9 protein-coding genes and 1 pseudogene are annotated in these 11,931 nt (G+C 72.1%); 7 read left to right on the top strand and 3 right to left on the bottom strand.

Going from position 1 to position 11,931, the window contains the following annotated elements; all coding sequences use genetic code 11:
- Positions 1 to 64: 64 nt before the first annotated feature.
- From OG580_RS07305 to OG580_RS07290, 4 genes are all read left to right on the top strand, one after another.
- Positions 65 to 592, top strand: coding sequence for a hypothetical protein (locus tag OG580_RS07305; protein WP_267042816.1), 528 nt, complete (start codon positions 65 to 67; stop codon positions 590 to 592).
- Complete coding sequence (locus OG580_RS07300) at positions 570 to 1,871, top strand: ABC transporter substrate-binding protein (RefSeq protein WP_267042815.1); 1,302 nt, start codon at positions 570 to 572, stop codon at positions 1,869 to 1,871. The genes OG580_RS07305 and OG580_RS07300 overlap by 23 nt, the downstream gene beginning before the upstream one ends.
- A gap of 79 nt (positions 1,872 to 1,950) precedes the next feature.
- The gene (locus OG580_RS07295; RefSeq protein WP_267042814.1) at positions 1,951 to 3,249 is read left to right on the top strand and encodes a glycosyltransferase family 4 protein; all 1,299 of its coding nucleotides are present in this window, start codon (positions 1,951 to 1,953) and stop codon (positions 3,247 to 3,249) included.
- Positions 3,250 to 3,365: 116 nt separating this feature from the next.
- A complete protein-coding gene (locus tag OG580_RS07290; protein WP_267042813.1) occupies positions 3,366 to 4,400 on the top strand; it encodes a YafY family protein in 1,035 nt (344 codons plus the stop codon).
- On the opposite strand, the gene ctaD is transcribed toward OG580_RS07290, so the two are convergent.
- Positions 4,291 to 6,051 carry a cytochrome c oxidase subunit I gene (ctaD, locus tag OG580_RS07285; protein ID WP_267042812.1) on the bottom strand — a complete coding sequence of 587 codons (1,761 nt, stop codon included), beginning with the start codon at positions 6,049 to 6,051 and terminating at the stop codon, positions 4,291 to 4,293. The two genes, OG580_RS07290 and ctaD, sit on opposite strands and share 110 nt — an antisense overlap.
- A gap of 389 nt (positions 6,052 to 6,440) precedes the next feature.
- Between ctaD and OG580_RS07280 the strand changes: the two genes are divergently transcribed.
- Positions 6,441 to 6,656 carry an I78 family peptidase inhibitor gene (locus tag OG580_RS07280; RefSeq protein WP_267042811.1) on the top strand — a complete coding sequence of 72 codons (216 nt, stop codon included), beginning with the start codon at positions 6,441 to 6,443 and terminating at the stop codon, positions 6,654 to 6,656.
- An 86-nt stretch (positions 6,657 to 6,742) separates the two neighbouring features.
- Here the strand turns inward: OG580_RS07280 and OG580_RS07275 are convergent.
- Positions 6,743 to 7,621 (bottom strand): annotated as a pseudogene (locus OG580_RS07275) (phosphatase PAP2 family protein); the annotation flags it as partial.
- Positions 7,622 to 8,027: 406 nt separating this feature from the next.
- Between OG580_RS07275 and OG580_RS07270 the strand changes: the two are divergent.
- Positions 8,028 to 9,839 carry an MFS transporter gene (locus tag OG580_RS07270; RefSeq protein ID WP_267042810.1) on the top strand — a complete coding sequence of 604 codons (1,812 nt, stop codon included), beginning with the start codon at positions 8,028 to 8,030 and terminating at the stop codon, positions 9,837 to 9,839.
- Between the two features lie 42 nt (positions 9,840 to 9,881).
- Here the strand turns inward: OG580_RS07270 and OG580_RS07265 are convergent, their stop codons facing one another.
- Complete coding sequence (locus OG580_RS07265; RefSeq protein WP_267042809.1) at positions 9,882 to 10,319, bottom strand: cell division protein SepF; 438 nt, start codon at positions 10,317 to 10,319, stop codon at positions 9,882 to 9,884.
- Positions 10,320 to 10,631: 312 nt separating this feature from the next.
- Here OG580_RS07265 and OG580_RS07260 point away from each other — a divergent pair, with 312 nt between their 5' ends.
- On the top strand, positions 10,632 to 11,915 hold the full coding sequence (locus tag OG580_RS07260; protein WP_267042808.1) for a DUF5685 family protein: 1,284 nt from the start codon (positions 10,632 to 10,634) through the stop codon (positions 11,913 to 11,915).
- Positions 11,916 to 11,931: the final 16 nt, after the last annotated feature.

Genomic DNA, 11,931 nt, shown 5'->3' with positions numbered 1-11,931 from the left:
CCCTTCGCCCCACTCTGGAAGCATCAGGCCGTGCGGCCTGGAGAGACACCCGGTGGTGAGCCAGATGGTTCTCGAACGACTCGGCGGACGCCCCCGGCTCGCGGCCCTCGCGGCCGTCGCCGTCCTGGCCTTCGTGCCCGCCGTCGCGGGATGCTCGGACGACGGGACGACCGGCAACCAGGTCTACGAGACGCCGCCGCCCGGGACGACGGACCAGCCGCCGGGCGAGGGTGAACCCGCCGACCCGGCCGCCGCCGAGGCGGAGATCACCAAGAACTGGACGACGTTCTTCGACCCGAAGACCCCCGCGGCCGACAAGGTGGGTCTCCTGGAGAACGGCGCCGAGTTGGAGCCGGTCCTGACCGCCTTCGCCGGAGACAAGAACGCGGCCATGACCTCGGCGAAGGTCACGGGCGTCGAGTTCACCTCGGCCACCGAGGCCAACGTCACCTACGACCTGCTCGTCGGCGGGGCCCCCGCCCTGCCCGACTCCCAGGGCACCTCGATCCTCCAGGACGGCACCTGGAAGGTCTCCGTCAAGACCCTCTGCGGCCTGGTCGAGTTGAGCGGTGTCACCGTTCCGGGCTGCTGAACCGGGGGCGGCGCTGCTCCTCGCCGTGCTGCTCGCCCTCCTGGTCGTGCTCACGGCCTGCGGCAGCCGGCTCCCGGAGCGCGCCTTCGAGACGCGGCCCACCGCCACCCCCTCCGGCGGTGAGCCGCTCCGCGTCGGGATCATCACCAGCGCCACGAGCCCGATCGGCGGGCAGGCCCTCACCGGCCCGCGCGACGGCGCCCGCGCGTACTTCGACGCCCTCAACGCCCGCGGCGGCCTCGACGGGCGCCGGATCGAGGTCGAGACCTGCGACGACGGCGGCAGCGGCGTCGGCAACAACGCCTGCGTGCACCGGCTGGTCGACGAGCGCCATGTCTTCGCGCTCGTCGCCACCACCGCCCTGAACTACGCGGGCGCGCCCCTCGTCGCGAAGGCCGGCGTCCCCGACGTCGGCGGTCAGCCCCTCACCCCCGCGTACGACACGTACCCGCACCTCTACGGGATCTACGGCAGCTCCGCGCCGCGCACCGGAGGGAAGCCCGGGTGGAACGGGACGCTGTACGGCGGGACGGAGGTCTACCGCTGGTTCGAGCGGGAGAAGGGCGCGAGGACCGCCGCCGTCGTCTCGTACAACCAGGCCGCGTCCGCCGCGTACGCCCGGCTGGTCGCGGACGGGCTGCGCGCCGAGGGCTACCGGGTCGTCGACGAGCAGGTCGACTTCGCGCTGCCCAACTTCCGCGCGGTCGCGGCCGATCTGCGGGACCGGCACGTCGACCTCCTCTTCGACGCGATGGACACCCACGGCAACGTGCGGCTGTGCGAGGCGATGGAGGCGCTCGGGGTACGTGTCGACGCCAAGGTCACCAACGTCCAGAACTGGTCCTCGTCCGTCGCCCGCGACTACGCCCGCGCCCCCGGTTGCCTGAACTCCCTGTGGGTGACCGGAGCCAGCCGGAACCACCAGGACGCCGACCACCCGGCCGTCCGCGAGTTCCGGGACGCGATGGGGCAACGGCCGCTGTCCCAGTGGCAGTTGGAGGGGTGGGCGGCGGCGATGTGGTTCACCGACGCGGCCCGCTCCTGTCTGGCGGGGGAAGAGCTCACCCGTGGGTGCGTCGAGGAGTTCCTGAACCGTCCGGAGCCGTACACCGCGCGCGGACTGCTGCTGCCCGTCCGCTTCGAGCACCTCGCGCGACCGCCCGACACCCGTCACACCTGTCTCTCCGTGGCCCGTTGGGAGGACGGCCGGGGCTGGGTCGCCCAGGGCGAGATGACGGAGAACTGCGCGACCGTGCCCCAGCTCGGCTACCGACCGTGAGTGACCGACTCCGTAGCGCAGTAAAGTCGGCCCGACCGACAACCGACGGACCGACCGACCGGGGAGAACCGGCAGCGCGATGCGAATCTCCTTTCTGCTCCACAACGGTTACCACTACGGCGGCACGATCCGGACGACGTTCACGCTCGCCGAGGAACTGGCCACGCGTCACGAGGTCGAGATCGTCACGGTGTTCCGCCACCGCGACCGGCCGGCCCTCGGCCTGCCCGCCGGTGTGACGCTGCGGCACCTCGTCGACCTGCGCACGGACAGCCCCGGGTACGACGGGGACCACCCCGACTTCCACCGACCCGCCGAGGTCTTCCCGCGCGGCGACGGCCGCTGGAGGCAGTACAGCGCCCTCACGGACACCCGGATCGGGGAGTACCTGCGCGGGGTGGAGGCCGACGTCCTCGTCGCCACCCGCCCGGGGCTCGTCGTGCACCTCGCCCGGCAGGCCCGGCGGGGGCCCGTCCTCGTCGGCCAGGAGCATCTGACCCTGGCCGGCCACGGCTACCGGCTGCGGCGGGACATCGGCCACGAGTACCGGCTCCTCGACGCCGTCACGACGGTCACGGAGGTCGACGCCCGCGCCTACCGGAGGCTCGGGCTGACCGGCGTACGGATCGAGTCCGTGCCCAACAGCGTGCCCGCGCCGACGCTGCCGCCCGCCGACCCCGCGGCGAGGACCGTCGTCGCGGCGGGCCGGCTGACCCGGGTGAAGCGGTATGACGTGCTGATCGACGCCTTCGCCGAGGTCGCCGCGGACCACCCGGACTGGAAGCTGCGGATCTACGGCAGCGGGGACGCGATCCAGGACGTCGGGGGCGAGCTGGCCCGCCGGATCGAGGAACGGGGCCTCGGGGGACGGGCGTTCCTCATGGGCAGCGTCACCCCGATGGAGCCGGAGTGGGTCAAGGGGTCGATCGCCGTGGTGACCTCGCAGCGGGAGTCCTTCGGGATGACGATCGTGGAGGCGATGCGCTCCGGGCTCGCGGTGGTGTCGACCGACTGCCCGCACGGGCCGCGCGAGATCATCGAGGACGGCGTCGACGGGCGGCTCGTGCCGGTCGACGACGTGGCCGCGGTGACGGAGGCGCTGCGCGGTCTCGTGGAGGACGACGAACTGCGGGCGAAGACCGCGCGGGCGGCGCTCGCCTCCTCGGAACGCTTCGACCCCGTCCGGATCGCGGCTCGGCACGAGGCGCTCTGGACGGAGCTCGTCGGGAAGGGCGCGAGCCGGCGCACCCACGCACGGGGCCGGGCATGGCTCCACCACCGGGTCGGCGTGGGCGTCGACGCGGTCTACGCACTGAAGGCGAGGGCGGGCCGACTCGTCCGCGGCACGCGCGGCCGCTTCCGTACCCGCTTCCGCTGACGGGCGGGCGGAGGCGGTGCGGCCGTGTGGGATGCGGCCGTGCGCGCGGCTGTCTCTCGCTTTCGCGGTCGCATCGCGGACCGTACCTGTCCGCGACGGCTGGCAGACTCGGGGGCATGTTGGAGACCTCCGCACGGCTGCTGCGTCTGCTCTCGCTGCTCCAGGCCCACCGGGAGTGGTCCGGTGCCGATCTCGCCGACCGGCTCGGGGTGACCTCGCGTACGGTACGGCGCGACGTCGACCGGCTGCGCGAGCTCGGCTACCCCGTGAACGCCAGCCCCGGCACCGGCGGCGGCTACCAGCTCGGGGCCGGGGCCGAGTTGCCGCCGCTGCTCCTCGACGACGAGGAGGCCGTGGCGGTCGCGGTCGGCCTGCGCACCGCCGCGGGCCAGGGTGTCGAGGGCATCGGCGAGACCTCCGTACGCGCGCTGGCCAAGCTGGAGCAGGTCCTGCCGGCGCGGCTGCGGCGGCGGGTCGGCGCCCTCACCGACTTCACCGTGCCCATGCTCCGTACGCCGCGGGAGCGGGTGGACCCGGGGGTGCTCACCGAGCTGGCCAACGCCTGCCGGGACAGCGAGCGGCTCCGTTTCGCCTACCGCGACCACGGCGGCACCGCGACCCGCAGGATCGTCGAACCGCACCGGCTGGTCTGCACCGAGCGGCGCTGGTACCTGGTCGCCTGGGACCTGGACCGCGGCGACTGGCGGACGTTCCGGGCCGACCGGATCGAGCCCACGCCGCCGCACGGTCCCCGCTTCCCGCCCCGCGAACCGCCCGCCGACGACCTCGCGGCGTACGTGTCGAAGGGGGTGTCCGGCGCGGCCTACGCGACGGAGGTCGTCGTCCGGCTGCTCGTCCCGCACGCCGAGGCGGCCGCGGTCGTCGGTCCGATGGACGGGGTCCTCGAGCCCGACGGCGAGGGGGCGTGTCTGCTGCGGACGGGGGCGAACAACCTCCACGTCGCGGTGGTGCACGTGGTGCTCATGGGGCTCGACTTCGAGGTGGTCGAGCCGCCGGAGCTGACGGAACGGGTCCGCGACCTCAGGGACCGTCTGTCCCGCGCTCTCGATCGGACGACGGAGGAGAGGGCGGAGCGGACGCCGGGGGAGAGGACGGAGGAGACGGCAGGGGAGACGGTGGCGGGCTCGTGATCCGCATCCGCTCGTAGGCCGCGAACTCCGGGTGGTGCAGGTCGAAGGCCGGCGACTCGGAGCGGATCCTCGGCACGGCGTCGAAGTTGTGCCGGGGCGGCGGGCAGGAGGTCGCCCACTCCAGGGAGCGGCCGAAGCCCCAGGGGTCGTCCACGTCGACCTTCGCGCCGTACCGCCAGGTCCACCAGACGTTGTAGAGGAACGGCAGGGTGGACGCGCCGAGCAGGAAGGCGCCGATCGTCGACACCGTGTTGAGCGCGGTGAACCCGTCCGCTTCCAGGTAGTCGGCGTACCGCCGGGGCATGCCCTCCGCCCCGAGCCAGTGCTGCACCAGGAACGTCAGGTGGAAGCCGATGAACAGCGTCCAGAAGTGGATCTTGCCGAGCCGCTCGTCGAGCATCCGGCCGGTGAACTTGGGCCACCAGAAGTAGAAGCCGGCGAAGGTCGCGAAGACGACCGTGCCGAAGACCGTGTAGTGGAAGTGGGCCACGACGAAGTACGAGTCGGTCACCTGGAAGTCCATCGGCGGCGAGGCAAGGATCACCCCGGTCAGCCCGCCGAAGAGGAACGACACCAGGAAGCCGACCGACCACAGCATGGGCGTCTCGAAGGAGAGCGAGCCCCGCAGCATCGTCCCGGTCCAGTTGAAGAACTTCACCCCGGTCGGCACCGCGATCAGGAACGACAGGAGGGAGAAGAACGGCAGCAGCACCGCGCCCGTCGCGAACATGTGGTGCGCCCAGACCACCACCGACAGGCCGGTGATCGCCATGGTGGCCGCGATCAGCGTCGTGTAGCCGAAGATCGGCTTGCGGGCGAAGACCGGGATGATCTCGCTGACGATCCCGAAGAACGGCAGCGCGATGATGTAGACCTCGGGGTGGCCGAAGAACCAGAAGAGGTGCTGCCACAGCAGCGCCCCGCCGTTCTCGGGCTGGAAGACCACGGAGCCGAGGCGCCGGTCCGCCTCCAGGACGAGCAGTGCCGCCGCGAGGACGGGGAAGGCGACGATCACCAGGACCGCGGTGAAGAGGATGTTCCAGGTGAAGATCGGCATCCGGAACATGGTCATGCCGGGGGCCCGCATCCCGATGATGGTGGCGAGGAAGTTCACCGAGGTCAGGATCGTGCCGAAGCCCGAGAGCGCGAGCCCCATGATCCACAGGTCGACGCCGACGCCCGGCGACCGCTCCAGGCTGTTGAGCGGCGCGTAGCCGGTCCAGCCGAAGGCGGCGGGGCCGCTCGGGGTGAGCAGCGAGCCGATCACCATCAGGCCGCCGAAGAGGAACAGCCAGTACGAGAACATGTTCAGCCGCGGGAAGGCGACGTCGGGGGAGCCGATCTGCAGCGGCACCAGCTCGTTGGCGAAGCCGGCGAACGTGGGCGTCGCGAAGAGCAGCAGCATGATCGTGCCGTGCAGGGTGAAGGCCTGGTTGAACTCCATGTTCGAGACGAGCTGGAGCCCGGGGCGGGCCAGCTCGGCCCGCATCAGCATCGCCATGAGCCCGGCCAGCAGGAAGAAGACGAACGAGGTGACCAGGTAGAGGTGGCCGATCTTCTTGTGGTCGGTCGTCGTGGCCCAGTCGATCAGGACGCGGCCGTGTCGTTGCCGGGCCGATTCGACGGTCGCGGTCGCTGTCTCGGTGCCCATCGCTGCCTCCGCCTCGCCCCGGGGGTGTCTAGGGTCTGTCCGGGCGTCGGGACATGATGCGCGCGGCGGGCCGGGGGGCCGGGGAGGCGGAGGGTGCGGCTGCGCCGGTCGGCGGACAGTTCTCCGGCGGAGCCGTCGTAAGTCTTGTGTAAGGGAAGAGTGAGAGTGTCGCGCGCGGTGTGCGGGACAATTCACCGATCGTCCCTGGTAATCGGCATTTTCGTACGGTGTACGGGTGTGGTGGTTCCCTCTGTGCGAACTGCCGGAGTCTCTTGGGAATTACTGGAGAAACGGCCGGAAACTGTCCCTTCGAGTGACGGCCGGCGTGTCAAACATATGTCGAGAACTTGTGACACAAGCGTGACCGCCAAGGGACTAACGTGAGGTCCATGTCACCCACATCGCGCACTCCAGAACCGCCCCGCGACGCTCCCGAGTCCTATGTGGGCCTCGATGCGGACGGCGCGGAGCAACTCGCCAGGACACGGGGCTGGAAGGTCGTCAGGTCCCTGCCGCCCGGCTCGTTCGTCACCATGGAGTACCTGTCCGGACGCATCAACTTCGAGGTCGAGGACGGCAGCGTCACCCGCTGCTGGCTCGGCTGACGAGGCGGCCGGAGAGGGCGGGAACAGCGGAAGGGCCCCGACCGGTGACGGTCGGGGCCCTTCTCTGACGCAGGGGGTACGGGTCAGCCGCGGGTCGCCGGGGCGCGGCCGCGGGCCACTCCCACGGTCTCCCGGACGGGCTCCTCGGCCCCGGCCGGCCGCTGCGGGAAGAACCCGGGGCGCGGGCCGCCGGAGGCGACGGGCAGCGAGGGCACCAGACGGCGGCGGTCCCGCAGCCGGTCCCGCAGCCGGTCGCGCAGGGCGAGGATCCGGGACTCCGCCACCGCGAGGACCGGCTCGCACCAGGGCAGGGCGAGCAGGACCAGAAGCCCGGCCGCCCAGCCCAGCACCACGTCGCTCAGCCAGTGCGTGCCCAGATAGACGGTGGTGAGGCCGACGCCGAGCGCGACCACGGCGGAGAGGGCCGACAGATAGCGCCTGGCCCGCGGGGTGGTCGCCAGATAGGCGAGGATGCCCCAGGTCACGACCGCGTTGGCGGTGTGACCGGAGGGGAATATATCGCCGCCCGCGAAGAGCTCGGCGGAGCCGACCTGTGTCGCGTAGTGGGGACCGAGGCGGCCGAGTCCGAGCTTGACCGCGCCGACCGAGACGTTGAGCAGCAGCAGTGCCGCGCCGAGACAGAGCAGCGGCCGCAGGGTGTGCTGGCGCCAGGAGCGCCAGCCCAGCCACGCGGCCACCATGACGGCCGTGGGGCCGCGTTGACCGAGGACGACGTAGTAGTCGAGGAAGGCGTGCAGCTCGGGCCACTGCTGGTAGGGCCGGAACAGCATGATCTTCCAGTCGAGGCTCACCAGCCAGGTCGACAGCAGGACCGCGACGACGATGGCCAGATAGAACGCCGACGTCCCGCCGAAGAGGGCGAGACGCGTGCGGGTCATCCCCGGGACCTCTATCTTCGGCGGTTCCGGCTCCCGGTCCAACCGGGCAAAGATGTCGGTACGCACCCAATCGACGTTACAGGGATTGAGAAGCCGCCCCGGTCGATCCGGCGCCTTCGTGATGACCATGTGATGTGGAGTAGGTCTCAGTCGCGGACCCATTCCCGGCGTCCGTCGGAAAATCCGATGACCTTCAGCCCTATTGCGGACGTGGCCTATTCCGGAAGAGTGTTTGAGTGCAAGGGAATTGCGTCGGACAGGTATTCGTACGGAATTCCATGCGACGCGCGGGTCCCGTCGAGTGGCGTACGCCACACGCGGAGGCCCGCCGGGGTGAGAGCTGCACCACGCGCTCGGGGCTTGAACTCGCGTACGCTGACGGCTCACTCGCCCGTCGATGTCGGGCCGCCCCAGGGGCATACGCCCTGGTCGGCGCCTGCCGAGCGCGAGAGCTTCACTGGGAGGTACGTACATGGCGCGGACGATCACGGCCCGAACACGACCACGTGCCGCCGACGGCGGGACCAACCGCTGGGTCGTCCTCGTCGTTCTCTGCGTCAGCCTTCTCCTGGTCGCCCTCGACGCGACCATCCTCCATGTCGCCGTCCCCTCGCTCACCGAGGACCTGCGCCCCAGCTCCACCGCGCTGCTCTGGATCGTCGACGCCTATCCGCTGGTCTGCGCCTCGCTGCTGATCCTCTTCGGCACCCTCGGCGACCGGGTCGGCAGACGGCGGATCCTCCTCCTCGGCTACGCGCTCTTCGGCGTCGCCTCGGCCGTCGCCGCCCTCGCCACCGAGCCGGGGGTCCTCATCGCGGCCCGCGCGCTGCTCGGTGTCGGCGGCGCCATGATCATGCCTGCGACGCTCTCCATCCTCCGCGCGGTCTTCCCCGACCGCCGGGAGCGCGCCACCGCCATCGGCATCTGGACCGCGGTGGCCGCGATCGGCGCCGCCACCGGACCCGTACTCGGCGGCTTCCTCGTCGAGAACTACTGGTGGGGCTCCGTCTTCCTCATCAACATCCCGCTGATGGCGCTGATCCTGCCGCTGGGCCGCCGCCTCCTTCCCGAGTCCCGGGGCGACACCGACGGCCCGTGGGACGTCCTCGGCGCGCTCATGGCCGCCGCCGGCGTCCTCGGCTGTGTCCTCGGGGTCAAGCGCGCCGGGGCCGGCGAGCCGCTGCTCGCCCTCCCGACCGCCGGACCGCTCCTCGTCGGCGCTGCGCTCCTCGTCCTCTTCGTACGGAGGCAGAAGCGGCGCCCGCATCCGCTGATCGACATGCGGCTCTTCTCCCGGGCGGCCTTCACCACCTCGGTCGGCTGCATCGTCCTCGCCATGCTGGCCCTGGTCGGCCTGGAGCTCATCGCCGTCCAGTACCTCCAGCTCGTCCTCGGACTGAGCCCGCTGGAGACCGGTCTCCGGCTCCTGCCGCTGACCTTCGCCGCCATGGCGGCCGGCGCCACCGGCTCGTACACGCTGCGCAGGATCGGACCGCGCCGGATGGTCGGCTGGGGCTTCGTCCTCACCGCCGCCGCGGTGCTGCTGCTCACCCTCATGGGGCAGGACGACCGGCCGCTGCTGCTCACCGTGGGCTTCGTGCTGCTCGGCTTCGGTCTGCAGACCACGCTCTTCTCGGCGTACGAGTCGATGCTCAGCGAGGCCCCGCAGCGGAGTGCGGGCGGCGCGGCCGCGATCGGCGAGACCTCGTACCAGCTCGGTGCCGGCATGGGCATCGCGCTGCTCGGCAGCGTGATGAACGCGGCGTACGCCCCCGGGCTCGCCTCGGTCCCCGGGGTGCCGGCGGAGGCGAGTCAGGCCGCCGCGAACTCGCTCGGCGAGGCCTACCAGGTCGCCGACCAGCTCGGCGGTACGGCGGGCGAGACGCTGCACCAGGCCGCCCGGCACGCCTTCGTGCACGGTCTGCACATCACGCTCTGCGTGAGCGCCGTGCTGCTGCTCGCCGGCGCGGTGATGGCCCGGCGGCTGCCGAGGGTCATGGAGTGCCCGGCGGAACCGGACGAGTCCTCCGAGCCGTGCACGCTCGCTGCGGCGGGCGAGCTCTCCGCGTCGCGGAAGCTCACGGGGCCGAGCGAGCACTCCGAGCCGTGCACGCTCGCGGGGTCGGGCGAGCTCTCCGCGTCGTACAAGATCTCCGGGGCGGGCGAGCTCTCCGGGGCGGCCGTGGCCGTCGGGCCGGGCGAGGCCCGTGAGCCGGCCGAGCCGCGGGTGCCCGCGACCCGGGACGCGATCGAGCCCGCCGGCTCGGGGCGCCCGGCGCACTGACCCGGTTGTCCGGGCGGCGGCCGGTCGGGCCGGCGGACCCGCTCAGCTCTGGTTGAAGAAACCGTCCTGCGGACGCCGACGGCTCTCTCCGCCGATGATCTGGGTGTCGGCGGGGGTCAGCAGGAAGACCCGCGTCGCCACGCGCTCGATCGATCCGCGCAGACCGAAGGCGAGGCCGGCGGCGAAGTCGACCACGCGCTTGGCGTCGTCCGGCTCCATCGCGGTCAGGTTCACGATCACCGGAACACCGTCCCGGAAGAGCTCTCCGATGCCCCGGGCGTCCCGGAAGCCGTCGGGGGAGACGGTCGCGATCCGGCGGCCCTGCTCCTGGGCGGTGTCCGTGGCCACCCGGACCCGGGGGTCCGTCACCCAGGCGTCGCCGCCGCTCTCGGCACCGTCGGTGTACTCGTCGTCGTAGTAACGCTCGTCGTTGTCCTCGACGAGTCCCAGCCAGGCGCTGGCCTTGCGCACCGATCCCATGGACGCCTCCTTTCAGCGCGGTCACTTGTGGTTCCGCAGTTCCTATCGTCGTCCATGATGCGGATCGCGCGCCAAGCGGATACACGCCGCGCAGGGGATTCGTGACGGTACTGGTGCAGAACGTGAGCACCGTTTTCTGGCGAGACGTCAGGAAACTTGCGGTATGCGGGGTCTGACGGAGGGGTGTGCAACTTAAAATATGAAAGTCGGGCCAGAAGGGTGACGATGGGCGCGTACGGGTGAACGGGCGGGCTCGCTACGATGCGGCGGAGCCGCTCGACGGCACCTTCGCACGGCTCACGGGGGCACCTCATGTTCGGAATCGTCAGACCCTGCACGCATCGGCTCACCGACGGCCTGAAAGTCGAGTGGATGGCCCACCTCTGCGGCCTCTGCCTGGCACTTCGCGCGGACCACGGACAGTTCGCCCGGGTCGTCACCAACTACGACGGGCTCATCGTCTCGGTCCTGACGGAGGCTCAGACCGGCGCCGTGGAGAGCGGGCGGCGCACCGCGGGACCCTGCCCGCTGCGCGGGATGCGGACCGCGCCCGTGGCCCGGGGGGAGGGCGCGCGCCTCGCCGCGGCCGTCTCGCTCGTCCTCGCCTCGGCGAAGGTGCGGGACCACGTCGCCGACCGGGACGGCCTGTTGGCGCGCCGGCCGGTCGCCGCCGCGGCCCGCCGGGTCGCCCGCTCCTGGGACCGGGCCGGCGCCAGGACCGGCCGCGCCCTCGGCTTCGACACCGCCGTCCTCGTCGACGCCGTCGACCGGCAGACCGGCATCGAGTCCCTCGCCGGGATCGGGACGCCGCTGCTCGTCGTCACCGAGCCGACCGAGACCGCGACGGCGGCCGCCTTCGCGCACACCGCCGTCCTCGCCGGGCGTCCGGGGAACGCGGCGCCGCTCGCCGAGGCCGGCCGGCTCTTCGGCCGCCTCGCCCATCTCCTCGACGCCGTCGAGGACCAGACGGCCGACGCGGCGGCGGGTTCCTGGAACCCGCTCACCGCGACCGGCACCTCTCGTGAGGAGGCCCGCCGGCTCGCCGACGACGCCCTGCACGGGATCCGGCTCGCGCTGCGGGACGCCGAGTTCGCCGACGGCAAGCTGGTGCACGTCCTCCTCGCCCACGAGCTGCGGACGTCGGTGGACCGGGCCTTCGGCACGACGAGCTGCTCGCACGGGGTGCCGGGGCAGGGGCCGGTGCACGGGCAGGGACCGGTGCCGGGGAACCCGTACGCGCCCCAGGGGCCCGGACCCGTCCCCGGCAACCCGTACGCCCCCGGCCCGGGCGGACCCGGCGGGCCCTACGCGCCCGGCCCCGGTGGCCCCGGAGGTCCCGGCGGGCCGTTCCCGCCCGGGCCGCCGAACCGGCGCGGCCTGATAGCCGGATGCGCCCTCTGGGTCGGCCTGGCCTGCACCTGCCAGATGTGCTGCGGGACCTTCGAGGACCCCTGGAGCCGACAGCGGCGCGAGGGGCTCTGCCAGCAGTGCGACCCTGGCAGCTGCTGCGACTGCTGTGACTGCTGCAGCAACTGCTCCTCCTGCTGCGAGGGAGATGGCTGCTGCGGGGACTGCAGCTGCGGCTGCGACTGCTGACGCCCAGTCGGGCCGT

It is taken from the genome of Streptomyces sp. NBC_00094, from assembly GCF_026343125.1.
Lineage (GTDB): Bacteria > Actinomycetota > Actinomycetes > Streptomycetales > Streptomycetaceae > Streptomyces.
Note: the sequence above shows the minus strand (reverse complement) of the source record. Positions and strands in the feature narration are given on the sequence as shown.